Below are 24809 nucleotides of genomic sequence, written 5' to 3'. Positions count from 1 at the left end.
AATTGGATAAAAAACAACCTTTCAATACAATTAAACAGGCAGTACTTTCATGGATTTTTGCGCATCGTTACTTCATCGAAGTGCTCGTCATAGCCCTGATGCAGGGTGCCCAACCATCGGTCCCAAAACAAAAAGTACAGCCCGTAATTTCCTTTGAAGTACAGATGGTGCATGTTGTGGTTTACAGAGGTATTGACCCAACGGCCGATACGGCTTTTTGAAAAGCCTTTTGGGTATAGCTCATAGCCAAGATGACCATAGACATTATAAACCATCATAAACAACAGGAATATACCCAGGGCCAAAGGATGAACCGGGAATGCAAAGGCTACCACAACAATAATACCCGCCTCCAAAACTGCCTCCAGCGGATGAAAGGCCATGGCTGCCCACGGAGAAGGATTAGTGGACAAGTGATGAACCCGATGAACATATTTATAAACCGACTTATGATGGATCATCCGATGCATCCAATAAAAATAAGTGTCATGTAAAAAAATGATAAGGATGATACTGAGCAGAAAATACCCCCATCCATATTCGCTAACGTTAAAGTAAACCTGTGTGTACCCGGCTAATGGGGTAAGAAACACCGTAAACCCAACCCCGGCAAAAATAATGGCCGTAAGCATAGAATAGCCAACCTCCCGAAGGTAGTCGTGGCGTACCGGAAAACGCTGCTGGATTTTCCGAAAACTCCAGGCATGTTTTTTAACTACATAAAAAATCAAAAAAGCTATTGATGCCAGTACAATGTACCGAAGAAAAATTACGGTTAGGATTGTCCAAAAGCTTTTCGAACCAATCAGGTAAACGCTCATATACAAAGTAACAAAAAATCCCGGCCAGGTGGCCGGGATTTTTTGTTAACTCGATTTTTTTACTGAGCCCCCACTGCTGGAATTGGTGTTTGTTTTTACTGGATTGCCCCGGTACCGGATATCGGCACCACTGCTGGCACGGGCATCAATTTTTTGCCCCACTGAAATGCGTATTGAACCTGCACTGCTGGCACTCACATCGGCTTCATCAGCCTCCAAATCATAGCCATTAATTTTTGCTGCACTGCTGGCTTCCAACTCAACCCGTTTTGCCTTTCCGCGCAACTCGATTTCAGCTGCACTTGACGCGCTGGCAGTTAACGCTTCAACCTCTACCCCAACATCAATAGAGCCGGCACTGGACGCACTCAAATCAAGGGACCTTGCTTTGATAATTCCATCAGCATAAATACTGGAGGCAGAACTGCATGAAAGTTTTGTGAGCTCGACATACGTAACATAAACCTTTACCGTACGGCTACGGTTATACCTACCTTCATCCATATGGATTTTCAGGTAATCGCCCGACACCTGCGTTATCACATTCTTGATGCCCGTACCGGATACTTCCACCCGCACGCTTTCCTTTGAGCCCTTTTTCAGGTAAACGTCAATACCGGTTGCCGATTTAATTCCCCTAAACGAACCAACATCCCGTGTTTCAGTTTCCTGTGCAAACACATATGACCCAAAAGAAAACAACAAGAGAAAAGCCAATACTTTATTCATAACGCTGAATTTATTCGAAAGACCACCGGTAGAATCAAAGGTTGCACGAACTTATAAAACCGTCTGATTTTTTTGCAAGTGTATCAAAACATTGTAATTTTAGCTATATTTCAACGATTTTATAAAAACAAACCTATGTCATTTAACACGAAAGCAGAACTTAATACCCTTATCAATCTAGCTGCCAGCGACAGTAAAATTGAAGAGCGGGAGGCTAAGTTAATACACATGGTTGGCAAAGCTAACGGATTGACTGCCGAAGAGGTTCAGGAAATGATCAATAAACCGAAGCCCATTTCGGACCTTTCTGCAATGACCAACGATGAAAAATTTGAACACCTGTACTACCTCATTCAAATGATGAAAATGGACGGCCAGGTTTTCAGGAGTGAAATTGTTTTTTGTGAAACGATTGCCGAAAAACTCGGCTACAAGAAAGCCGTTGTTGGTGAGCTCTCACAACACATTTACAGTGACCCCTCCATTACCGCTGACCGGGAAATGCTCAGGAAAAAAGCTGAGAAATACATCCGCGACTAATTCAACCAAACCTATAACCCAAAATCCTGGCAACTTCCGCCAGGATTTTTTTATTTCCTTCAGTTTTTCTTTTCGTATACCACCTTGCCTCCAAAAATGGTCATGCTTACCTCTGACTTAAGGATATCCTGCTCTGAACACTGCATAATATCTTTTGATAAGATCACAAAATCAGCAAGTTTACCCTTTTCAATCGAGCCCTTTATTTTCTCCTCAAAAGCACCATACGCAGCATCCAGGGTATAGGAGCGCAACGCCTGCGCACGGGTCATCTTCTCCTCAGGTTCATAACCTCCTTCAGGTTCGCCTTTAAGCGTTTTACGCGATACCGAAGCATAAAAGCTAGGTATGGGGTTGAGGGGTTCCACGGGGGCATCTGTTCCGTTAACAATTATGGCCCCCGACTGCAACAGCGACTGCCACATGTAAGCACCCTCTTTAATCCGCTTTTCACCTAAGCGCTCAATTGCCCAAGGTCTATCGCTTGACATATGAATGGCCTGCATAGCAGGTATTACTCCCAGTTTTCCGAAACGGGGAATATCATTGGGGTGTAGATGTTGTGCGTGTTCAATCCGGAAACGGTGATCTTTTACCGATGGGTTTTCTTTCAACGCTATTTCGTAACGATCAAGGATTTCCTGGTTGGCGCGATCCCCGATAGCATGTGAACAAACCTGAAAACCGGATTTCAATGCCTGGCGGGAGATAACCAGTACAGTATCCATCGGGTATGTAGCCATGCCAAAAAAATCCGGCCGATCTGTATATGGTTCAAGCAACCATGCACCACGTGAACCGAGGGCACCATCGCAGTTGAGTTTGACCGAACGTATGGTTAACAGGTTAGCGGCATCAATTTCCGGACCTTTCCTGAACCACTCATACACCAGATCACGATCCCAGCCGGTTAGCATGGCATATAAACGCACACCAAGCTTGCCTTCCTCCTTGAACTTTTTGAACAAGGTTATATTCTCACGTGTTACACCAGCATCGTGAAAACTGGTGATGCCGTTTCGCCAACATGCTTTCACGGCCAGTTCCAACGCCTGCGCATCCCTACCCTCCTCATCGTCAGGTATAAATCGGGAAATCAAACCCATGGCCCGCTCGTTGAATATGCCTGTTGGATTTCCCCATTCATCACGGATTATTTCACCACCATCTTCCGCTATATCCTGAATAATCTCTTTGGATAATTGGTTAACACCGGCAACCTCCATGGCTTTTGCATTGGCCATGGCAGCATGGCCGCTGGCGTGGCGTAAAAACACCGGGTTGTTTGGCGAAACCTCGCTAAGCTTATGGTGCGTTTGAAATCCTTTGATCATTTTCTCAGGCTTCACATCCCACTTATCCTGGTGCCAGCCTCGGCCCAAAATCCATTGACCGGGTTGCGCCTTCCCGGCAGCCTCCTTCACTTTTTCAATCAGCTCATCATAACTTTTTACATACATCAGGTCCAGGTTCAGTTCATTGTAACCCACGCCCATAAAATGCCCATGGCCTTCTATAAAACCCGGGAACATTGTTTTCCCTTCCAGGTTAACGACTCTGGTGTTCTTTCCAATGTACTTCTGCACATCCTGCTCACTTCCCGCAAATGCAATTTTGTCACCATTAACTGCAACAGCCTCTACTTCGGGTTGCGCTTCATTTACCGTGTATATCTTTCCCCCCAACACCACCATGTCGGCTGGACCTACACCCGATCCGCAGTTACTGACCAACAGCATTGTTAGCATAGCCCAAGTGTACAGCGTTACTTTTTTCATTGCGATTACATTTTCGTGAGCTTAATGTTAAGTATATTTTAATTGAAAACTAAGCCAACTTATCTTTGGGCACCCGTTTAAGGATAAACGGGTTACCAGGCATGCGGGCACGACTCAAAATATTGTTTCTGATTATCCTTTATTGGATGGCATTTTTTTCTGTCGCCCGGCTTCTGTTCCTGGTATACAACTACAACTATAGCGCACAACTTACCGTTAGCGAAATAATCAAAGCCCTTGCTTATGGATTAAAAATGGACCTGAGCACTACGGGATACATTGCCATGCTTTGCGGATTGCTATTAACAACTTCGGTTTTTACTCAAAAACGGTGGATTGCTGGTGCAATGCACAGCGTTACCTTTGGTTTTCTGGTCTTTTCCGGTCTGATAATATTGATTGACCTGGAGTTATACCGGCACTGGGGCTTTCGTATGAACATTACTCCATTTTTTTACATGGGCTCCGAAGCAGCCGGTATGGCCAGCCTGTGGGTAACCATTAAACTGCTGATGATTTTCAGTGCATTGGTATTCATTTTTATCCGGCTGTACTTTAAAACCATTGCCCTCTCACTGGCAGATCTCAGGCCCGGCAAACCCCAGAGTGCACTTGTTATTTTTCTAACAACCGGTCTTTTGTTTTTTCCTATTCGTGGAAGTTTAAGTACGGCCACCATGAATGTTGGCATGGTTTATTTCCATAAAACAAAAATGTTTGCCAATCATGCCGGCATAAATGTGGTGTGGAATTTTTTATACAGCCTGAAAAATGACAATGCCATTAAGTACCCGGAAGATTTTTTTGACAAACAACAAACGGAAGAATATTTTTCAAGGCTCTATCCCAGACAGGATTCAACGTACCATGTACTTACACTAGCTCAGCCGAATATCCTGTTGATAATACTGGAAAGTTTCACCGCAGACGTTATTGAGCCACTCGGAGGAATGCCCGGGGTTGCACCAAGGTTAAACGAACTTTGCCGGGAAGGAATACTATTTGACCAGCTTTATGCCAACGGTGACCGTACCGATAAGGGATTGGTTAGTATTTTAAGTGCCTTTCCAGCCCAACCAAAAGGTTCTATAATCAAGTACCCGCAAAAAACACAACGCCTTCCGTACCTAAGCGTGAAACTGGAAGAACTGGGCTACAAAAACTCATTTGTTTACGGGGGCGATGCTGACTTTGCCAACTACAACTCCTTTTTAACCGCTGGGCGCTATCGTCACATTACATCGGTAGACGATTTTGATGACGATTTATACACAACCAAATGGGGCGTACATGACGAATATGTATTTAAACAAACGTTGCATGAAATAGATACAACGCAATCCACGCCATTTTTTAAAACCGTACTTACGCTAAGCAGCCATGAACCCTTTGATGTGCCCATGGAACCGGTTTTTGAAGGCGCAGATGATGAAGCGCGCTTTTTAAATTCATGCCACTACACCGACAAATGGCTGGGTAACTTTATTGCCAATGCCAAACAAAAACCATGGTGGAAAAATACGCTTATCATCATCACGGCTGACCATGGACATCGGTTTCCTGGAAATAAACGTTATGAAACCAAAGAAAAATTCAGGATACCCATGCTTTGGATAGGCGGAGTTGTTCAAAAAGATACCGTTGTTCATACCATGGGTAATCAATCCGATATTGCCAACACCCTTCTGGCACAACTTGGCAAACCTTCGCCCGATTTTATTTTCAGTAAAAACTTGCTCGGCTCACCTGTAAAAGATTTTGCTGTTTACATTTTCAATGATGGTTATGGCTACCTGGACCATGAGCGGTACATCATTTTTGATAACCCGGGAAAGCAGTACATACGAAAGGAAGGAATTGCACAAGAAGAGGAATTATTTTTCGCAAAAGCTTACCTTCAGAAATTATACAGTGAGTACAACGCTAAAAAATAAAGCCATGAATCGAATCTTCTGCACCGTTACAGTCCTGTTGTTCTCGTTGACATTGAAGGCGCAGGATTTCGGACTCTCATTTTCCTATTTCATTCCAAAAAACGGATACTTCTCTACGCCCATCAGTCCGTTTTCAATTCGTGGTATTGGTTTTAATCTTAACAACTTCATAGCTGTTGAAACGGGGGCATCACTTTACAGAATGTCAGGCTTAAATGTTAAAGACCTTCCCTTCGAAACAAAACACCCATTAGTGGGCCCTAACTTTACGATTTTTATCCCTGCCGAAATTGTTTTTGAGCTAAAAGGGAATGCTGTTCAATTTGACATTAAGGGGGGAGGATTTTTTTTCTATGGCTTTGACCAAAAAATATTGTACGGGAATATGGATCGGGCCATGCGTGAATTTTACGGATTGGAAGTTGTTAATGCCAATTTGCAGTATACCAACAAACCGGGCTTTGGTTACCATGCCGGTGCCGAACTAACGCTTTACGTGAACAGCCAGGTTGGCGTATCGTTAGAATGTAACTACCTGGTGGGGCAGTCTGCTTTTCCACTTACAGGAAACTACACCGGGGGTACAGGAAATACCATAGCCACCACACCGGTTGATTATCCGGATGCCAAAATTGACCTCACAGGCCTTGAGTTTTCAATTGGATTGATATTTAGTTCAGGAGGCGGCCCTGGCCCAAAAAAGAAAAGAAGGCGATAACCTATTCGACAGGTAATCCATTCACACACTTTACAACGCTGCAGTTCGGCCACACTGCCTCCAGGGTTTGACGATACCGCATGGCTTTTTCCCACGATGAAAATTTACCGGTATAAAAAACCGTAAGCCCCATTTCATTTATTTCACTATGCAAACCATGCGGAAATGAACCTGCCTTTTCTAAAATAGAATAGACTTCACCGGTATTCGCAGCTTCAAATACACGAAGGGTATAGGATGTAACCGTATCCGCAGGAATTGTACGCAATTCAACAACTCCCTTGTTATACTGTGTTAAAAGTTTTCTGGAATCATCGATAAATGTTTTAAAGGCGAGTTTTGACGATTCATCTTTAATAAAATTAGTCGGATCACTTTCAAACGTAGCTACCGGTAAAACATAGAATTTCCGTTGTGCATCAGTGGTGCGGTAAACCCATTGCAAGCGGTAATACGCTGTATCGATTACTGTAGTGGACAAATTTGTGTTTATTATTTTTTTTAATTCAACTTGCAACATGGCTCCCCCATCGCGGTAACGCGGCCGCTGACCGGAAACAAAGTTTCCGAGTGAGTAAGCTACTAGTTTATTTTCATCTCCTCGCCACTCCATAGGCTGCAGTACATGCGGGTGTGCACCAATTACCAACTGCGCTCCGTGCGTAAAGCAAAATTCAGCCAACTGCCGCTGTTGTTTGGTGGGCTGGCGTTCATATTCATTGCCCCAATGCATAAAAACAATACTGGCATCGGGTTGAAGTTCGCGGGCACGAGCCAGGTCTTTCTTTATCAGCACAGTATCAATGAGGTTTACAATATTCGGTTTTGATACGGGTATACCATTGGTGCCATAGGTATAGTTGAGAAGTGCCAGCCTGAAACCATTCTTATGGATCAACAATGGATAATCGTTCATCCGCTCTACGGTATCGGCAAACGTTCCGGTGTGCATAAATTGAAGGCTATCCAAAACACGAATTGTTCGCTCAAGTCCTCTTTTCCTGCGGTCAACGCTATGGTTATTGGCTGTTACCAGTACATCAATACCAATCTCTTTTAACGCTACCGCCAGTTCATCAGGAGCGCTGAATTGAGGATAGCCTGTATACGGTTTACCTGCAAGGGTAAGTTCAAGATTGCCTATGGTAAGGTCAACCGATTGAAAGTAAGGTTTAAGGAATTGAAAGCACGCTGCATACTCATGCTTACCGGTTTTTGAATTAAGTGCTGCGTTGATTTGTGTTTCGTGTTGCATAATATCTCCAAGAAACAGCAACGAGATGCGTGCAGTGTCTTGTCCGTTTACAAGCTTAGCGCAACACGCTACCAACAGAAAGAAAAAATATCGTAAAGCCTTTTCTAGCATGGATTAAATCTTTATCACGGTATTGTCAGCAATGGCAAATATCCGGTCCTCCATTTTGGGTTGAATGCGCGAAAGCCCCGTAAACATCCCAAAGGCAGGCAAGTAACCCTGATGTTCGCCAAAGTAATAACAAGGCAGCATAATTCTTTGCTTTCCACGGCCTAATAGCTGTACGCCCGGGTGGATATGACCTGAAATAACATAAACACCAGGTAGCGGTTCGGCCAATGGGAAATGTGAAAACAAAAACCGATCGACCCGTAAACCCTCACCGTGGAGGACTATGTTGCACCGGTTATATTGCTGGTGGGTTAGTACATCATGATTGCCGGTAACCAATTCAAACGAAACGTGGTGAAAAGCCCTTGTAAATTCACCAACCAATTCCCAATCATAATTATAGTGGCTGTGAAAAAGATCACCAATGCATACAACCCGTTGAGGTTTCAGGGTTTGCACCAGATCAATCAATACCTCCCAGTTTTTTTCGTTGGCCTTTACAGGCACAGGGATGCCGGCCTTTCGGAAATGATTAACTTTTCCCAAATGCATATCGGCCAGCAATATCATATTGTGTTTTTTCCACCATACAGCACGCTGTGGAAGAAGTTCAAACGTTTCGTTAAAAATGGTAATGTCCATAACCTATCATGCAAAAATAAAAGCATTAACTTAACCTTTCATTTACCTGATCTATGACACGATTGTTCACACTTATTTTTGTCTTCGTTGCGTGCCCAGCCTTTACGCAGGATTTATCCGAATTCAAAAAATATGAATTTCAAACGGAGCAAGATACACTTCCTTACCGTTTATTGTTTCCGGAAAATGCTGCCCGTGATAAAAAGTATCCATTGGTGATTTTCCTTCATGGCTCAGGTGAGCGCGGAAACGATAATGAGCAAAACCTGAAATACATTACCGAACTTTTTCTAAACGCTGCAAACCGAACTAAGTTCCCTGCTTATGTAGCGGTGCCCCAATGCCCAGTAGGTAAGCGTTGGGCACCGCAAGACTGGTATGGCAAAGTAGAAGAACCAGCCGCATTAGTGATGGCCCTGATTGATTCGCTGGTCAAACATGAACCGATTGATGCTTCACGGATTTACCTCATGGGCTTATCCATGGGTGGGTTTGGCACCTGGTACCTGGTTACCCGTTTCCCGGATACATTTGCTGCGGCCGTCCCCATTTGCGGGGGAGGTGACTGGAACCAGGCCCAAAAGATCAGCCACATACCGTTTTGGGTTTTTCATGGACAAAAAGATGAAATCGTATTGCCCGAACAAAGCCGCACCATGGTTGCTGCGTTGAAAAAGGCTGGTGCAAAACCGCGCTATACCGAGTACAAAAAAGTTGGCCACGATAGCTGGGTGCCAGCCTTTAAAGAACCCCAATTGCTCCCCTGGCTTTTTAGCAAATCCACTACAACTAAATGAGCAACCCAGCCAAATAATTAAGGTGCTTGGAGTATACCGCCCTAATAAAATATTTAACATTGCCGTAATATTGGAGAATGTTTTTCAGGACAACTTTACCCCCTTACAACCGTGGCTAAACACCCCATGCTTAAACCTGAAGCGACACTAAAAAGAAGGAAGAATGTCAGTGACGTTCCATACCTTAACCTTCTGGAGTGGGCCACTAAAGAGCGTACCTTTCTTATTTTTATCGGGTTGGCCTTTCTTGTTGCCGCATTTGCCACTTTCAATGGCAAAACAGCTATGTGGTTTGGTTTTTTGTTTGCGGCCTACGCAGCGGTAGCTAACGATAGCATACAATCTTTAGGTACTTTCATAGAAAGTAACAAGGATAAAAAGTGGTATATCCTCTGGCTTTTCACCGGGTTAATCCTGCTGGCCACGCTTACCTTCAGCTTTGTTTACTTTAAGGGCGATGTAACCTACCAACGCTTACTGGACAGTGAGGGCAATACGAAATATCCGTTTGACGAACAATTCTCCTACTTCCAGATAATTGCCCCGGTAGTGCTGCTAATACTCACCCGCCTGCGCATGCCGGTTTCTACTACGTTTCTATTGCTCAGTGTTTTCAGTGCCGATACCAGCGGCATTACTTCAGTAGTTTGGAAAAGTGTTTCGGGTTACATACTTGCATTTGTCGTATCGTTCCTGATCTGGTACCTGGGTTTTGATTATATCCGTAAAAATTTCAAAAAGCGAAAAGCCCATTTCGGATGGACCATTACCCAATGGGTGGTGAGCGGTTCGCTGTGGTCGGTCTGGCTGATGCAGGATGGCGCCAACATTGCCGTGTTTTTACCCCGACAGTTGGAACTTTGGCAGTTCATAATTTTTGTTGGAACTATATTTTTTGGCTTAGGTGTCCTGTTCTATTTGCGGGGCGATAAAATACAGGAAGTGGTTAGCGAAAAAGTTCGTATTTCGGATGTTCGCGCAGCCACCCTCATCGATTTTACCTATGTACTGCTACTGATCTATAAGCTGTTTGTAAGTACCATACCCATGAGTACAACATGGGTGTTTTTAGGTACGATTGGCGGGCGCGAGATGGCCGTTAGCTTAGCGCGTAAGAAGAAAGGTTTTAAACATAAAAATAAAGCATTAAAAGTTATTGGGCGTGACTTCCTTTACGCCACCATAGGATTGATTATTTCGGTAGCCCTTGCCTCAGGCGCAAATCCAACCATCCGAAATAACATCATTGAATATTTCCGTAACCTGTTTTAGTCACGAATCAGCAAAACAGGTACTTCAACTTGCGTGGCAATTAAGCTTGTTGATGGCGTACTGAACAGTTTATCAAGCAAGCCCGGGTTACGGTTAATTGTACAGAGCAGGTCGATATTGTTGGTGTTTACACATTTCACCATGCTTTTCACCACGTCATCATCTTGTGGGTTTAATACCTTTGCCTCCATAGCGTAAACAGTATTAAACTTATTCACCCATTCTGCAATATCTTTATCGCTTGAATACCCTCCCCGTATGTTCAATACGGATAATCCTTGTGCGCTTTTCTTAATTACCTCGATAAATGGCTCAAACTCGCGAAGGTTGAACGACTTCATATCCGTTGCCAACACGGCCCGGTTAGGGATTTTTGGGTTATGCGACCGTGGAACAACCAGGATTGGCACCTTGGTGCTTTGGGTTAGGCTTGTCAATAAACTTTCTCTTCCGGGTTGCCGGTCCGTATTTCGGCCAAGCACAATAAGCGTAGGTTTAAGCTTTTCAATTTGCTTCAATAAACATTCTTTTACGTCACCCTCTTCTATTATTTCCTCTACATCAATTCCTTCCAGCGAAATAATTTCATGTAGGGATTTCATTTTTTCCTGAACACGCTTGCTTAACCGATGAGCACCCCAGCCCGAAGTCGGGTTTGCCGATCCAGGTATTTCAGGGGGATTAACAACGTGGCCAAGCACAACTTTTCCTTCGGCATGACTGGCCAGCATAATCGCATATTGAAGTGTAAGCTCCCCATTTTTAGGACAACTCTAAATTAGGAAATTTATTCATTGTTATTGTTGTAACCGGTTGTGGGTTTGTGGGAAACTCGTTTCGAGTTTCCCATAAATCCACGGCCAGCATGTCCGCAGGACTGCGCCCTTCGAGCGCATCATGTGGACGGTCATAGTTGTAATCATTCATCCACTCATCAGCTAGGATTCTTACCTGGATAAGGGATTCAAATAAGTACGCATCGAGAACATCTCTTCGGAAGCTTCCATTGAAACGCTCGATGTATGCATTCTGTGAAGGCTTGCCCGGTTGAATAAACTGAAGCTGGATGTTGCGTTCTTCGCACCATAGGCCGAGTTTGCTTGAGATGAATTCGGGGCCATTATCAACCCTGATTCGCTGTGGTTTTCCTCTCCATTGAATGACTTGTTCAAGTACCCGTATCACTCGCTCAGCCCGTAGCGAAGTATCAACTTCAATAGCAAGGGCCTCACGGTTAAAGTCGTCCAGCAAGTTGAGTACTCTGAACTTGCGACCCGATAGAAGGGAATCACTCATAAAGTCCATCGACCAGCTTGCATTGATGTGGCTAACAGCCTCCAGGGGCTGAAGAACGCGTGCTGGTAATCTCCTTTTTCCTTTTCGTTTCATATTCAACTTCAATAATTTATACACCCGATGGATGCGTTTGTGGTTCCACAACAATCCTTCTTTCCTTATCCTGAAATACATTTTCCAAAATCCTTCGGTAGGCCGTTTCTCAGCTAAGTTCTGGAGTTTATCAATCACCGCATGATCGTCCGTCTTACTTCGATAGTAGTAAACCGAACGTGAGAGATCCATCACTTCACAGGCCCGACCGAGGCTGACTTGAAAAGTCGTTCTCAGATAATCTACACGGGTTCGCTTCTCAGCGGGCCTTAGAACTTTTTTCCCAAAACGTCTTTGAGCATCTTGTTGTCCAGCGCCAGGTCACCATACATCTGCTTGAGCTTCCGATTTTCTTCCTCAAGCTCCTTAACGCGCTTAAGTTCGTTCATCTCCATACCTCCGTACTTAGCCTTCCAATTATAAATAGTGGCTTTGGACACTCCGTGCGAACGGGCAATGTCCTGGATGTTTTTGCCAGCATCAAACTCCTTGAGAATAGTGAAAATCTGGGCTTCGGTAAATCGTGTTCTTTTCATTTTTAACAGTTTAAAGTTAGACCTTTTGTCTAATTCAAAACTGTCCTATTTTCGGGGGAGCTTACAGAAGTGCATTATACGAACACTCCGAAAAATCAACAGGAATAAAATAGGTAACTTTTTTCATAGCGGAAATCAGTGACTGTCCAACTCGAATTCTTTTACCATTTCTTTACCATGGCCACCGTTTTTTGCTACAGGCTTATGAATATTAGTAATTACTTCAACATTAATGTTCTTGGATTTTGCCTGGCTCTTGAAGTCTTCAATAATTTCCATCACATCATAGTCAATATGCACGGAGCGGCTCATATCGATAGTTACTTTTGTGCCCTCCTTAACACGGCTCAATTCCTTTCTTATGCTTCCCTTATTCAGGAAAACCACTTCCTCGGCCAACGTCATTCTTATTTCATCTCCATCATCAGTTTTTCTTTTATGGATAAAATGCGAATTCTTATAGCTGTTTCTAAGGATGATAATCACGGCCACTACCATACCAATTCCAATGCCCTTCAATAAATCGGTAAATACCACACCTAAAACAGTAGCGATGAATGGAAGAAACTGGCTCCATCCTAACCGGGCCACATCTTTAAAAACAGACGGCTTAGCCAGTTTATAGCCCACCACCAGCAACACGGCTGCCAATACCGATAATGGTATCAGGTTGAGTATACGCGGAATGGCCACAACACATAGCAAAAGCAAAAAACCGTGCATAATGGCCGACATTTTTGTTTTACCACCCGATTGAATGTTGGCCGAACTACGGAGAATAACCTGCGTCACAGGCAGCCCTCCAATGAGGCCTGAAATCATATTACCGCTGCCTTGTGCAATTAATTCACGGTTTGTGTTTGTTGTGCGTTTGTAAGGATCCAACTTATCGGTAGCTTCAACAGAAAGCAACGATTCAATACTGGCCACAACAGCAAGGGTGAATGCAACCACCCACACCTCTTGATTAACCACTGCTGAAAAGTCAGGCAATGAAAACTGTCCTAAAAAACTTTTAATATTGGTGGCCACCGGTACAGAAACCAGGTGATCATTACTTAATGACCATGCCGGCAGAAATGCCTGAGTGATCGACTGATAAAGAATACCAACCACTACAGCTACCAACGGGCCCGGAACAAGTTTAAAAAACTGGTGCCTCTTTGTCAGGTACAAATCCCACAACAGGATAATGGAAAGACTAATGGTGCTGATCAATATTGCCGCAGGCGTTACGGCATCTGCCATATAAAGCAACTCTGAAAATGTATTGTGGCCATCGGTTTGTTCAAAAGCAAAATCGCCTTCGTAGTCTGCATCGTAGCCAAACGCATGCGGTATTTGTTTAAGGATGATAATAATACCGATAGCTGTTAGCATACCCTTAATGACGGAGGTTGGAAAGTAGTAGCCGATGATACCAGCCCGCGCAAAACCTAAACCAATTTGGATAAGGCCGGCCAGTACCACCGCTACCAGGAATACCTCGAAAGAGCCAAGTTGTTGAATAGCCGTTAAAACAATTACAGTTAGTCCGGCAGCCGGGCCGCTAACACCCAATTGCGAATTGCTGATGGAGGCAACCACAATACCACCAACAACACCAGCAATTACCCCGGCAAAAAGTGGCGCCCCACTGGCCAAGGCAATGCCCAGGCATAATGGTAAAGCCACAAAAAAAACTACCAGGCTTGCCGGAAAATCATAACGCAGTGACGAAAAAAGTCCCCTCCTGTCATAACCATTTAAATTCATCGTCTATAAAATTTTTGTACCCTGTAAGGTCGCAGAAATTCATTAAGCTAAGATTAGAATGACATTAAAATCAGATTAAAATCCAATTAGATATGCATATAGTCCGGGTGTAATGCAAGGCTATTTATCTGTAGATGAGCACTTTAATGATCACCAATTGGAGATCGTAACCTTTAGGATTTTTGAATTACCGGCAGAACGATCCGAACAACAGTGCCCTTATTCAATTCAGACTCAACCTCGAATCTACCGCTGTGCAGTTCAATGATTTTTACCGTGAGCGGAATACCGATACCTGTTCCCCGTATTTTGCGCACATTCTCAGCCCGGAAAAACGGCTGCCTTATTTTAGGTATGTCAGCAGGGGCAATACCAACACCTTGATCGCGAACAGAAATAATTACATGATCATCCTGGTATAAAATATCTACCGTAACGGGGGCATTGCCCGAAAATTTACTGGCATTGTCCAAAATATTTATGAATGCCGTTTGCAACAAGTTCATGTTGCCGCTTAAGCCCAGGTTTACCAAATCGGCATGAATGTCAAAGTTGAACCGAACCTGGTTTTCTGGGTTCAGTAAATCAAATTTCTTTTTTGATTCCAGTAACAACCTGGAGAGCGGAATGATCTCAAGTTTAAAGTCGGCTGCATTATAGCTTACTGTTGAAAGTTGCAGCAGGTTATTGACCAACAGGTTCAACCGGTCGGCTTCAGATTGAATGGTTTTCAGTGACTCCTGATACTCCTGTACCGGCCGGTCCTTATCCAGGGCAAGGTCTGCTTCCCCAATTATTACCGTAAGCGGATTACGGATTTCATGGGATGCATTGGCCACAAACAATTTCTGCGAATGGAACGCTTCATCCAACCGGTCGAGCAAACGGTTAAATGCCAGGGCCAACTGTCCGATCTCATCTTCGGGATTGAACACACGTAACCGCTCGTGCAGGTTGCTTACACTAATGGTATTGGCCTTTTTTATTTTGGCCGAAATAGGTGCCAATATCCTGTTCGACAGGTAATAGCTTGTGAGTATCATAATCACAACCCCAATAATGAGTCCGGTAATCAAAATCGTTCGTAAGTTTTTTAATACATTAATCCCAACCAGGTCAACCGCAACAATCAGCACGGCATAACTCCCGCCTGAAAGTTGGAATATGCGCCCCGCGCCTTGCCGGTTTTCATTGGAATAATACGCAACTCCTTCACTTTCTAATTGATCAATGAATTCTTGTGGGTAGGGATATCTCAATGAGTCACGCCAACCTGCTTTTACCTGAACAACTTCCTCGGTTTCTTCCGGAAGTATATTCAAAAACTGTTCGCGTATGAGTTCATACGATTCTTCCGTAAAGCTTTCGCGTTCCAGGAACATTTTTTCGGTAATATCAACACGCTTCATCAGGCGTATGTTAAATTCCTTTTGCCGGTATTGTGCTGAGAAATAGTAAACGGAAATACCAAACGCCAGCAGCACCAATGAAGATGTGATGCCAAAAAATATCGAAAACCTATGCCTGATTTTCACGGTCTGCGTCTTTAATCGTATAGCCCATGCCTACAATGGTTTTGATGAGGGGTGGTGAAAATTCATGGTCGATTTTTTTTCTTAGGTAGTTAATATAAACGTCCACCACGTTTGTACCCAGATCGTGGTTAATATCCCACACATTCTCGAGGATATCCGTACGGGAAACAACCCTGTTTTTGTTAAGCAACAGGTATTCCAACAACCGGAATTCACGTGCTGTAAGGTCAATTAGTTTGCCCGCGCGAAAAACTTCTTTGGCATCTGAATCAAGTTTCAAGTCGCTAACCGAAAGGATTTTATTCACCACGGTTTTCCTACGGACCAGGGCCTGCACACGGGCCATTAACTCCTTAAACTTGAAAGGCTTGGTCAGGTAATCATCGGCACCAATGGTCAGTCCATCCACAATATCATCGGTAGTGCCCAATGCGGTTAGCATCAATACGGGAGTTTGGTTGCCGTGTTCATTGCGCAGTTTCTTGCAAACTTCAAGGCCATTCATGCCGGGCATTACAATATCCAGGATAATAACATCATAAGTATCGCTTAGCGCCATGGTTAAACCGGTAGCACCATCAAATGCCTGTGCAACCTGGTAGCCATTTTCTTCTAATCCTTTTCGGATAAAAGAGGCTACATATTGTTCGTCCTCAACAAGTAAAATTTTCAAAGGCAGTTTTTTTACTGCTCAAGTTACGAAATTGAAAATAGATAAAACCGCGTTAACTCAACTATTGGCGGCCAAGTTGATAGGATATACCGGTCTTGAACCATCGGCCCGGCATGGTAACCAGGTTGGTTTCACGATAGGTAACATCAAAAATATTGGTCACATCAACAAAGGCTCCCCACTGCTTCCTCTCCCATGACAAGCGCGAATCCACCAGCGAATAATCGTCCATGGTAACGCGGTCGCAGAATCGGTACTGAACCGTGTGTTTTATTTGGGGGCCATAGTTCAGCACGAAAGAGGCAATAACCTGGTGCCTTAGGTTTTCGAGCGCATAGCGAGAGAAAGAACCATCATCAACTTTATCGGCATTTATTTTTGTGTATGCTAAATCCAGTTTATTAATTAAACGCAATTGGCGCGCAGGGCGAATTGTAAAGTTTATATCCCAGCCATTCATGTTTACACCAATCAGGTTATCGGGGCGCCACGGATCAGTTTCAGCTTCCTTTGTCCAATCGATTATGCGTTTGCCTTGTCGCTCAAAGTATGATACCTGCCCACTAAGCCAGTGAAGTTCAATAAATTTTAAGCCGGCCTCATAGCTAAATGCATACTCGGGTTTTAAATCCGGATTGCCCATATTCACCGGATCGGAATAATATAGATCAGTATAGGTTGGCACCCGGTAAGTATATCCAAAATTACCATATGCTTTTACGTGCCGGTTAAGCAGAAAGCCTGCATCGACACCGGGAAAAATATTGGAACCAAAATCAGAATAATAGTTGTACTGCACCCCGGGTGTTATGTCGAAACGGCCAGCCTCAAAGCGATGCTCGGCAAACACGGTCAATACTGAACGTTCACGGTCACCCAGGTTATTACTGCTCAGGCTCAGGTGGTTGGCATCAATGCCTAATCCTGTACTACCCGCTTTGCTTTTAATTACTGCATTTGCTTCATAACCAACTGTACTGTTTACATGAAGGTTGCGATATAATGAAGGATTGCTGCGCACAAAAATGTACTCATCCTCATTCCTCCGCCAATATAGGCGGTGGTTAAGCGAAACATTTTCGCGTGGTTGGGTTTGCAATGAAACGGCCATCAGGCTGGTTTGTACCGACTCAAACTGATCCTGAAAAGCCGGGCTGGCATAAAAACCGTTGGCGCCAAAGCTCCGGTCGCTAAGGCCTGCCAAAACATTCCAACTGCCCAGGGTATTGCTCCAAGAGCCCTGGTAAAAGTAATTGGCGATCACATAGTCGGTATTGTATTTATACCCATCGGAAAAATCGCGGCTTGTTGAAAAGTAATGTGATACACCGTTGCTTTTTAATGAAGCTCCCAACCGAAAGCCGCCCAGTCCGAAATCGCCTGCAGTCGCTTGAATCTTGATAAAGTTTTCTTCAGGGTTTTTAGTAACAATGTTAATGGCACCGGCAAATGCATTTTGGCCGAACACTCGGGCGGCAGGCCCTTTTAAAATTTCAATTCGCTCTACGTTGTCAATATCCACCGGCAGGTTAAGGGAATGGTGGCCGGTTTGCGGATCGCTGATTTTTATGCCGTTTACTAGAATCAAAACCTGGTCGAACGTACTGCCCCGGATGCCGGCATCAGCCTGCACACCGTGCGCCCCCCGTTGCCGGATGTCAACCCCGGCCACATAATGCAACACATCGCTTACACTAAGGGAAGGCGTCTGGCGGATATCGTTTGCGGTTACAATAAAAACGTTGGCCGATGTTTCATTGAAACCGGTTTGAATACGGTTTGCCCGGATAGGTACTTCATCCAACACACGTACACTATCTTGTACCTGAAAGCCATGGGAAAGGGATGGGAAAACAATGAGTATACAAAGCCAATAACGCATATGGGGTAACGATTAAATCAGCGCGAATATAATGTAATGTGGTAGTTTGCAAAGCCTGTGGCCGTATTGATACTAACCCTATACATTTGTTGGTACTATGCATTGCCCGTTATGTAACCAAGCCCAAAACCACGTGCCTGTAGCAGAAGCTGACAAGCGGACTTATTTTCGTTGTACCCATTGCCACATGGTTTTTACAAAACAATATCCCACCGAAACGGAAGAACGAGAACGTTACCGCTTCCACAACAACACGATTGAAAACCATGGCTATGTTACCTTTCTTTACCAGGCCATTACACCTGCTTTGCCTTACCTAAAAGGCCAACAACACGGACTTGATTATGGGTGCGGCCCTGAACCTGTATTATCAAAATTATTGGAGCAAAACCATTCGCTTTACTGCAAAAACTATGACCCGTTATTTTTTCGGGAACTGCCCAGTGGAAAATTTGATTTTATTTTTAGTACCGAATGCTTTGAACATTTCCACAACCCGGCCAAAGAAATAGTACACATCAAAAAGCTGCTTGAACCAGGTGGCGTGCTGGTGGTGATGACAGCCCTATGGAACGAAACCCTGAACCTCTCAACCTGGCACTACCTTAGGGATATAACCCATGTTTGTGTTTTCCATTCCACAACCTTTGATTATGTATGTCAACAGTTTGGTTTTGTTCAGCTTTACAATGACAGCCGAAGGGTTGTTATCCTCAGAAGTATTTGAGTGAGTGCGTCCGGTACTTTCTTTCAGCTCAGCAGAAATAAAAAAATCAACGGAAAAATTATTCCCACCAATGCTAACTTCCAGCCCCTACGCCTGAAACTGTTTTCACCCTTCACAATAAACATCCCGGTGCCGGCAATCACGAGCATGGCCACACCAAAAACATCGGAATAGTATATCCACCACTTGCTGGTATCCACATGCAGAATAGTCATCTGCCCCAGCACGGGGGTAATCCTATAATGAACAATAGACCCTGCCCCTGTAGTAATGTCCACATCCACATCGCGATTAACATAAGAGATGCGTAAGTTATTTCCATTGAGGGTAAACCTGCGCAGGTTATCTGCAATGTTTTGTTGCTGCGTGAACGAAGCAATGAAGGAATCGTTAACAGAATCCTTGTGAACTGGAGCTATGGTAATTTCCTTGATTTCTGCTTTGTACCTTCTGGGGTGCCAAGCCTGGCGATGGTTTAGAAATATTCCAGAAAAAGAAAAGGCAATGATCAGGCCCAGGTAGAAGTATGCAATATCGCGGTGCGTGTTGCGGGCAGTAAGTTTCATGGGGTTGGAGATTTAAAGGGGCGAAAGTAGATCAAAAAAGATTAATCCAACGAAGTCAACTCAAGCTTTCTGAACTCCACCTCGGATCCTTCGGCCTGCAAGGCAATCTGTCCTTTACTGGCGGTGCAATTTGTACCGTGGTTTACCAAATCCCCATTCACCCACACTTTTATTTCATTTCCCGTGCACTCAATGATCATGGTGTTCCACTCGCCTAGCGGGCGCTCCGATCCATCGGTTAGGTTAACTATGCGCCTTGCCTTTCCTTCTATAATGCCCCAAGTCTCCTTTGGGCCGCGCCTGGCTTCCATATCCGGCACGGTGATATCCTCCACAATAACCCAAAAATCACCAGCGTTCTCGTGCATCATCTGCACTTCTACAGACTGCGGAAACATGCTGTACAATGCGCGTGGTTTTGAAACATGCACCAGCACACCGCAATTACCAGGCTCTCCTGAAAAACGGTATTCAACTTCCAACCTGTAATTTTCAAACACACTATCAGTGATCAAATGCCCACGGGGTTCGCCTAAGCTTACCAACATGCCCTCACGTACAACAAACGGAGATTGGATATCACTGGTGTCCATAGCCGGAACATCAACGTGCCAGCCGGTAAGATCTGTGCCGTTGAAAAGCTGAATGGTCTTGTTGTTGCCTTCTTTGGTCGGCTGACAAGCGAAAACTAAAAGCATCACTACCGCAGTAGCAAATGACTTAGTAAATAAGTTATTACTCATGTTGTTGAACGTATATGACTATTGGAATTAACAGATTATAAAAATAATAAATCTGTTGGCAAATGGAAGGAGATCTCTAATTCCACCAACTCAGTGGCAGTGTTAACTCGCCAATGTTATTAATCACCAGGTCGGGCTTAAAGGCATAGTTGTTAAGGTCTTCCTTCTTTGAAATACCTGATAATACAAGAATGGTTTTGTAACCCATCTGTACGCCTCCGCGGATATCGGTTTCCATAGTATCACCGATCACGGTAGTATTCGCAGTCTCCAATCCAATAAACTTGCGCGCAGACCGCATCATTACCGGGCTGGGCTTGCCGGTAACAAAGGCTTTTTTCCCTGTGGCTTCTTCTATCATGGCGGCCGTAGCCGCTATGCCCAAATTGTTCCAGCCCTTTTGTTTAGGTGAGGGGTCGCGGTTGGTGGCAATCAGTTTTGCGCCTTCCAGTATCATATCCACCGCACGTTGCACCATCTCGAGGGTGAAATTTCTTCCCTCACCCAGCACCACAAAGTCAGGTTCGGTATCTACCATCACCAAACCCTGATCATGCAAACTGGATAACAATCCACCCTCACCCAATACATACACAGTTCCTTTTGGCGCCTGACTTGCAATAAATGAGGCCGTGGCCATAGCGCTGGTATAGATGTGCTTTTCAGATACTACAATACCGAGGCGTTTCAGTTTGCGAACCACTTCCAGGCTGGTACGCTGACTGTTGTTGGTCATAAAGGCAAAAGGTATATCTTGTTTGACCAGATTGTTGATAAACGTATCGGCACCCGGCAACAATTTATCTCCACCATAGATCACACCATCCATGTCGATTAAAAGTCCTTTCATACACTACTTTCTAATATGATGTAAGGTAATTAATTATTGTAAGGAGTGGTGAATAGAATCACTAGCAAAATTGGAATTGCCAGAAAGGCCTCTCTGGAAGATCAATTCAATCGATTGAGAAGCGGTAGCTTAACCAAAAAGTAAAATAAAATTATCCATCCTTTCGGGTCAACTTCTTCTGAGATGGTGCACGGTTAAAAAGGAAACGATCAAAAACGGGATGGTTGAGAATAATATCCGATAGTTAAATCCGATTATCCCGATCACAAACATAAAAATCAATAACACGCCAATGCCAGCCATACCGGTATAGGTCAATACTTTACCCGGACGCTTTTGAAATAACGTAATGAGTAGTAGTGCTTGCCCCACTAAGGGAAGTATAGTAAATGGATGGGCTGCAGAAACCGGATCTGAAAATAACTTTGAAATCACTTCGACCTCAGCCTGAAATAAAAAAACCGAGTTGTCTTTACCCCATTCCAGGTAACCGAAAAGGGAGGTGAGTATGAGCAGGCCATTGAGTATTTTGCCTTTCATAATTTGCTGGGCATTCAGGTTAGTGCCTTATACTTCTTTTGTATATCCCGGATGGTCTCCTTCATCAGCTTTGTTAACTTCTGCTCATCAATATCTGAAAGCTTATTAATGTAAATACAGGCCTTTCCCATTTTGTATTTGCCCAAGTCTGTTAATAGATGTTCGTGTTCCTTTAGCCCGGTGAATACATACAGTGAAATAGCCGCCTTTCTGGGTGAGAATCCGATCAGCGGAGCTTCACCCTCATGTCCACTCTCATATTTGTAATGATACTTTCCAAATCCAATAATACTTGGCCCCCACATTTTTGGTCTATGGCCGGAGATGTTTTGCATCAATTTTAACAACTCCAGGCTATCCTTTTTCTTTTGCTCGGTGTTGGTAAATTCATGAATAAAGTCAATGACATTTATAGTTGTTTCGGTGGTTTTGTTGGTGGCCATTTCTTTAACGTTTAACTGCTCTTCATACCGAATGTACTCAATAATCTATTCTTTATAAGCTACCGACATCTTTTGGATCCTGTCCTTCAACTGCTCACTGGTTAACTTATCACGGCTCAGCCTATCCACCATGATGGGGAAAGCAAATGGTGTGGGTTTATCGGGTTGGGTGATGATTATTTTCTGATGATTGATCCGGTCGAGGGCTTTGCGCAACCGTGCTTCTTCCAGCTGAAAATCCATTACCTCTTCATAGGCTTGCCGGAATAATAAATTATGAGCTTCATACTCGTGAAACACTTCAAAGAAAAGTTGGGAGGAAGATTGCAGGTGGCGGTCTTTTATCGGTTTACCCGGATAACCTTTAAACACCAATCCGGCAATGGCGGCAATATCGCGGAATTTTCTGCGCGCCATTTCCGTGGAATTGATGCTGGCCTGAATGTCCTTCATCAATTCTTCGGTACCCAGCACGTTGGTTTCCACGGCTTCTTCAATCGGAATTTCCTGGTCGCTTAAAAGTTCAAAACCATAATCGTTCATGGCAATAGAAAAGGTGATGGGCTTGATCTTCGCGATGCGAAACGCCACTAATGCGGCCATGCCTTCATGCACGGCCCGACCTTCAAACGGATACATCACCACATGATGCCCTTCACCAGTTTCAAAATACTCAATAAGAAAATCACGTTTGCCCGGCAGGTGTGATCGTGATTTTTGTAAATCAAACAAAGGTTTTAAAAACATTAGCTCTTCATCGTGTTCGTTTCCTTCCACTACTTCGTTAAGCTTATTACGAATGAGTTCACTCAGTTGCGAGGACAGCGGCATCCTTCCACCCTGCCACGAAGGAACCAATCCCGATTTGCGCTTGCTCTTGCGCACCTGCGCTTCCATGTCTTTGATGCGCACCAGTTCAAGCACCTGGCCGGCAAACCAAAACGTATCCCCCGGATTTAACCGCGAGATAAAATACTCTTCAATGGTGCCAAGGTATTTTCCGGTAACATACTTTACATGAAGTGATGTGTCGCCCACAATGGTGCCAATGGAGAGCCGGTGGCGTTGGGCAATCCTTCGGTCTTCTACTTTGTAGCGTCCATCCTTTTCAATAATCACTTTGCGGTATTCATCATAAGCCTGCAACGAGTCGCCACCGGTGGTAATAAAGTTGAGCATCCACTCCCACTCTTCATCACTGATACTGCTATAACTAAAAGTCGATCGTATCTCTTTTAAAATTTCATCGGGATAAAAACCATCCGACACAGCCAGAGTAACCAAATATTGCATCAGCACATCAAACGAGCGAATGTAGGGAATGCGCTCTTCCACAATTCCTTTGTCGATTGCTTCGCGCAACGCAGCGGCTTCCATCAACTCCAATGAATGTGTAGGAACAAAATAAATCCGGCTCACTGCACCCGGCTGGTGACCGCTTCTTCCAGCACGCTGCAGGAAACGAGCAACACCTTTCGGACTGCCCACTTGTATTACCCTTTCCACCGGACGGAAGTCAACCCCCAAATCCAAACTGGAAGTGCACACCACAGCTTTTAACTTACCATCGTACAACTGATCTTCCACCCAGTTGCGCATTTCCTTACTGATGGACCCGTGATGCATGGCGATAAGCCCGGAAAGCTCAGGCGCTTTGTCCAGCATTTTCTGATACCAAATCTCCGCGAAGGAACGTGTGTTGGTGAAGATGAGTGTGCTGGTGCTGCCCTTTACAATTTCTATCACCTTGTTAAGTAATTGAATACCCAGGTGCCCGGCCCAGGGCATGGTTTCTACGGAGTCGGGCAAAACAGAAATGACTTCAACCCGCTTTTTGATGTCCGCCCGAATATAGCCCCCCTTGCTCCCCCCAATTGCAAGGGGGGAATTAGCGTGAGGGATTAATATCTCCAGGGCCTGCTCCATATTGCCGATGGTTGCTGAAATGCCCCATACCTTTAATGATGGTGATATCGTTCGTAAACGGGAAAGTGCCAGCTCTACCTGCACCCCACGTTTAGAGCCCATCAACTCGTGCCACTCATCAGCTACTACTACTTTTAAATCTTTAAAAAAATCAACGTAGTTTTTTTGAGCCAGCAGCAGGTGCAGACTTTCTGGCGTGATGATGAGAAACTCCGGAGGTTTTGATTTCTGTCGCTCGCGTTCCTTACCCGAAGTATCGCCCGAGCGTACCGCTACTTTCCATTTCATGCCCAATCCCGCTATGGCACGGGTAGCTGACAGTTCAATTTCCTTTGCCAACGCACGAATGGGTGTTATCCAAACGGCCTGCAATCCATTTTCCCCTTTTGTTTGGTGTGGATGCTTCGTCAGGAACTCAAGCAGTATGGGCACCAAAAGCGAATAGGTTTTACCACTACCGGTTGGTGCATTTACTAACCCGCTTTTACCTCTTAAATAAGCTTGCCAGGCCTCATACTGAAATGAAAATGGCTTCCAGCCTTGTTGGCTGAACCAAAAATCGGCCGGTGCAAATTGAGACGGGGTCATTTCCGCAAAGAAAGACAATCCGTAACCCTTAAAAAACGAGCCGTGCTAAACATTATACT

Annotated in this window: 22 protein-coding genes and 1 pseudogene; 6 read left to right on the top strand and 17 right to left on the bottom strand. The window is 44.4% G+C overall.

Features of this window, described 5'->3' with window-relative positions:
• Window positions 1-47 precede the first annotated feature (47 nt).
• Entirely contained in the window at window positions 48-821 is a 774-nt protein-coding gene (locus KIT51_08160; protein ID UYN88204.1) for a sterol desaturase family protein, read from the bottom strand.
• A 45-nt stretch (window positions 822-866) separates the two neighbouring features.
• Window positions 867-1550, bottom strand: a complete 684-nt coding sequence (locus KIT51_08155) for a DUF2807 domain-containing protein (protein UYN88203.1) — start codon at window positions 1548-1550, stop codon at window positions 867-869.
• A gap of 135 nt (window positions 1551-1685) precedes the next feature.
• Between KIT51_08155 and KIT51_08150 the strand changes: the two genes are divergently transcribed.
• A complete protein-coding gene (locus KIT51_08150) occupies window positions 1686-2090 on the top strand; it encodes a TerB family tellurite resistance protein (GenBank protein ID UYN88202.1) in 405 nt (134 codons plus the stop codon).
• Between the two features lie 59 nt (window positions 2091-2149).
• On the opposite strand, the gene KIT51_08145 is transcribed toward KIT51_08150, so the two are convergent.
• The gene (locus tag KIT51_08145) at window positions 2150-3868 is read right to left on the bottom strand and encodes an amidohydrolase (GenBank protein ID UYN88201.1); all 1719 of its coding nucleotides are present in this window, start codon (window positions 3866-3868) and stop codon (window positions 2150-2152) included.
• A gap of 101 nt (window positions 3869-3969) precedes the next feature.
• Between KIT51_08145 and KIT51_08140 the strand changes: the two genes are divergently transcribed.
• Together KIT51_08140 and KIT51_08135 are read left to right on the top strand one after the other, a co-directional pair.
• A complete protein-coding gene (locus KIT51_08140; GenBank protein UYN88200.1) occupies window positions 3970-5802 on the top strand; it encodes a sulfatase-like hydrolase/transferase in 1833 nt (610 codons plus the stop codon).
• 4 nt (window positions 5803-5806) lie between these two features.
• On the top strand, window positions 5807-6520 hold the full coding sequence (locus tag KIT51_08135) for a hypothetical protein (protein ID UYN88199.1): 714 nt from the start codon (window positions 5807-5809) through the stop codon (window positions 6518-6520).
• Window position 6521: 1 nt separating this feature from the next.
• On the opposite strand, the gene KIT51_08130 is transcribed toward KIT51_08135, so the two are convergent.
• Together KIT51_08130 and pdeM are read right to left on the bottom strand one after the other, a co-directional pair.
• Window positions 6522-7886 (bottom strand): CapA family protein, encoded by a 1365-nt coding sequence (locus KIT51_08130; protein UYN88198.1) that lies wholly within the window; start codon window positions 7884-7886, stop codon window positions 6522-6524.
• A 3-nt stretch (window positions 7887-7889) separates the two neighbouring features.
• Complete coding sequence (pdeM, locus tag KIT51_08125) at window positions 7890-8528, bottom strand: ligase-associated DNA damage response endonuclease PdeM (GenBank protein ID UYN88197.1); 639 nt, start codon at window positions 8526-8528, stop codon at window positions 7890-7892.
• A gap of 53 nt (window positions 8529-8581) precedes the next feature.
• Between pdeM and KIT51_08120 the strand changes: the two genes are divergently transcribed.
• On the top strand, window positions 8582-9325 hold the full coding sequence (locus KIT51_08120) for a prolyl oligopeptidase family serine peptidase (GenBank protein ID UYN88196.1): 744 nt from the start codon (window positions 8582-8584) through the stop codon (window positions 9323-9325).
• 126 nt (window positions 9326-9451) lie between these two features.
• Window positions 9452-10597: a hypothetical protein gene (locus KIT51_08115; protein UYN88195.1), complete on the top strand. Its 1146-nt coding sequence runs from the start codon at window positions 9452-9454 to the stop codon at window positions 10595-10597.
• Here KIT51_08115 and KIT51_08110 read toward each other — a convergent pair.
• From KIT51_08110 to KIT51_08085, 6 genes and pseudogenes are all read right to left on the bottom strand, one after another.
• A complete protein-coding gene (locus KIT51_08110; protein UYN88194.1) occupies window positions 10594-11328 on the bottom strand; it encodes a universal stress protein in 735 nt (244 codons plus the stop codon). The two genes, KIT51_08115 and KIT51_08110, sit on opposite strands and share 4 nt — an antisense overlap.
• 130 nt (window positions 11329-11458) lie before the next feature.
• Window positions 11459-12522 (bottom strand): annotated as a pseudogene (locus tag KIT51_08105) (IS3 family transposase).
• 135 nt (window positions 12523-12657) lie between these two features.
• Window positions 12658-14277: a SulP family inorganic anion transporter gene (locus KIT51_08100; protein ID UYN88193.1), complete on the bottom strand. Its 1620-nt coding sequence runs from the start codon at window positions 14275-14277 to the stop codon at window positions 12658-12660.
• Window positions 14278-14450: 173 nt separating this feature from the next.
• Window positions 14451-15812 (bottom strand): HAMP domain-containing histidine kinase, encoded by a 1362-nt coding sequence (locus KIT51_08095; protein ID UYN88192.1) that lies wholly within the window; start codon window positions 15810-15812, stop codon window positions 14451-14453.
• Window positions 15796-16485, bottom strand: a complete 690-nt coding sequence (locus KIT51_08090) for a response regulator transcription factor (GenBank protein UYN88191.1) — start codon at window positions 16483-16485, stop codon at window positions 15796-15798. The genes KIT51_08095 and KIT51_08090 overlap by 17 nt, the downstream gene beginning before the upstream one ends.
• Window positions 16486-16546: 61 nt before the next feature.
• Window positions 16547-18367 (bottom strand): TonB-dependent receptor, encoded by a 1821-nt coding sequence (locus KIT51_08085; protein UYN88190.1) that lies wholly within the window; start codon window positions 18365-18367, stop codon window positions 16547-16549.
• Window positions 18368-18554: 187 nt separating this feature from the next.
• Here KIT51_08085 and KIT51_08080 point away from each other — a divergent pair, with 187 nt between their 5' ends.
• Window positions 18555-19094, top strand: a complete 540-nt coding sequence (locus KIT51_08080) for a class I SAM-dependent methyltransferase (GenBank protein UYN88189.1) — start codon at window positions 18555-18557, stop codon at window positions 19092-19094.
• Between the two features lie 23 nt (window positions 19095-19117).
• On the opposite strand, the gene KIT51_08075 is transcribed toward KIT51_08080, so the two are convergent.
• From KIT51_08075 to KIT51_08050, 6 genes are all read right to left on the bottom strand, one after another.
• Window positions 19118-19660 carry a PepSY-associated TM helix domain-containing protein gene (locus tag KIT51_08075; protein ID UYN88188.1) on the bottom strand — a complete coding sequence of 181 codons (543 nt, stop codon included), beginning with the start codon at window positions 19658-19660 and terminating at the stop codon, window positions 19118-19120.
• 41 nt (window positions 19661-19701) lie between these two features.
• Window positions 19702-20403, bottom strand: coding sequence for a DUF1080 domain-containing protein (locus KIT51_08070; GenBank protein ID UYN88187.1), 702 nt, complete (start codon window positions 20401-20403; stop codon window positions 19702-19704).
• Between the two features lie 76 nt (window positions 20404-20479).
• The gene (locus tag KIT51_08065; protein ID UYN88186.1) at window positions 20480-21253 is read right to left on the bottom strand and encodes an HAD-IIA family hydrolase; all 774 of its coding nucleotides are present in this window, start codon (window positions 21251-21253) and stop codon (window positions 20480-20482) included.
• A 168-nt stretch (window positions 21254-21421) separates the two neighbouring features.
• Entirely contained in the window at window positions 21422-21793 is a 372-nt protein-coding gene (locus KIT51_08060; GenBank protein UYN88185.1) for a hypothetical protein, read from the bottom strand.
• 14 nt (window positions 21794-21807) lie between these two features.
• Complete coding sequence (locus KIT51_08055) at window positions 21808-22236, bottom strand: DUF1801 domain-containing protein (protein ID UYN88184.1); 429 nt, start codon at window positions 22234-22236, stop codon at window positions 21808-21810.
• Window positions 22237-22281: 45 nt separating this feature from the next.
• Window positions 22282-24750, bottom strand: coding sequence for a ligase-associated DNA damage response DEXH box helicase (locus tag KIT51_08050; protein ID UYN88183.1), 2469 nt, complete (start codon window positions 24748-24750; stop codon window positions 22282-22284).
• Between the last annotated feature and the right edge of the window lie 59 nt (window positions 24751-24809).

This window comes from Cyclobacteriaceae bacterium, assembly GCA_025808415.1.
Lineage (GTDB): Bacteria > Bacteroidota > Bacteroidia > Cytophagales > Cyclobacteriaceae > UBA2336.
Note: the sequence above shows the minus strand (reverse complement) of the source record. Positions and strands in the feature narration are given on the sequence as shown.

What these genes read in the sequence shown, in the direction of transcription:
- KIT51_08160 (UYN88204.1), bottom strand. Translation starts at nt 821, where the DNA reads ATGAGCGTTTACCTGATTGGTTCGAAAAGCTTTTGGACAATCCTAACC.
- KIT51_08155 (UYN88203.1), bottom strand. Translation starts at nt 1,550, where the DNA reads ATGAATAAAGTATTGGCTTTTCTCTTGTTGTTTTCTTTTGGGTCATAT.
- KIT51_08150 (UYN88202.1), top strand. Translation starts at nt 1,686, where the DNA reads ATGTCATTTAACACGAAAGCAGAACTTAATACCCTTATCAATCTAGCT.
- KIT51_08145 (UYN88201.1), bottom strand. Translation starts at nt 3,868, where the DNA reads ATGAAAAAAGTAACGCTGTACACTTGGGCTATGCTAACAATGCTGTTG.
- KIT51_08140 (UYN88200.1), top strand. Translation starts at nt 3,970, where the DNA reads ATGCGGGCACGACTCAAAATATTGTTTCTGATTATCCTTTATTGGATG.
- KIT51_08135 (UYN88199.1), top strand. Translation starts at nt 5,807, where the DNA reads ATGAATCGAATCTTCTGCACCGTTACAGTCCTGTTGTTCTCGTTGACA.
- KIT51_08130 (UYN88198.1), bottom strand. Translation starts at nt 7,886, where the DNA reads ATGCTAGAAAAGGCTTTACGATATTTTTTCTTTCTGTTGGTAGCGTGT.
- pdeM (UYN88197.1), bottom strand. Translation starts at nt 8,528, where the DNA reads ATGGACATTACCATTTTTAACGAAACGTTTGAACTTCTTCCACAGCGT.
- KIT51_08120 (UYN88196.1), top strand. Translation starts at nt 8,582, where the DNA reads ATGACACGATTGTTCACACTTATTTTTGTCTTCGTTGCGTGCCCAGCC.
- KIT51_08115 (UYN88195.1), top strand. Translation starts at nt 9,452, where the DNA reads ATGCTTAAACCTGAAGCGACACTAAAAAGAAGGAAGAATGTCAGTGAC.
- KIT51_08110 (UYN88194.1), bottom strand. Translation starts at nt 11,328, where the DNA reads ATGCTGGCCAGTCATGCCGAAGGAAAAGTTGTGCTTGGCCACGTTGTT.
- KIT51_08100 (UYN88193.1), bottom strand. Translation starts at nt 14,277, where the DNA reads ATGAATTTAAATGGTTATGACAGGAGGGGACTTTTTTCGTCACTGCGT.
- KIT51_08085 (UYN88190.1), bottom strand. Translation starts at nt 18,367, where the DNA reads ATGCGTTATTGGCTTTGTATACTCATTGTTTTCCCATCCCTTTCCCAT.
- KIT51_08080 (UYN88189.1), top strand. Translation starts at nt 18,555, where the DNA reads ATGGTTTTTACAAAACAATATCCCACCGAAACGGAAGAACGAGAACGT.
- KIT51_08075 (UYN88188.1), bottom strand. Translation starts at nt 19,660, where the DNA reads ATGAAACTTACTGCCCGCAACACGCACCGCGATATTGCATACTTCTAC.
- KIT51_08070 (UYN88187.1), bottom strand. Translation starts at nt 20,403, where the DNA reads ATGAGTAATAACTTATTTACTAAGTCATTTGCTACTGCGGTAGTGATG.
- KIT51_08065 (UYN88186.1), bottom strand. Translation starts at nt 21,253, where the DNA reads ATGAAAGGACTTTTAATCGACATGGATGGTGTGATCTATGGTGGAGAT.
- KIT51_08060 (UYN88185.1), bottom strand. Translation starts at nt 21,793, where the DNA reads ATGAAAGGCAAAATACTCAATGGCCTGCTCATACTCACCTCCCTTTTC.
- KIT51_08055 (UYN88184.1), bottom strand. Translation starts at nt 22,236, where the DNA reads ATGGCCACCAACAAAACCACCGAAACAACTATAAATGTCATTGACTTT.
- KIT51_08050 (UYN88183.1), bottom strand. Translation starts at nt 24,750, where the DNA reads ATGACCCCGTCTCAATTTGCACCGGCCGATTTTTGGTTCAGCCAACAA.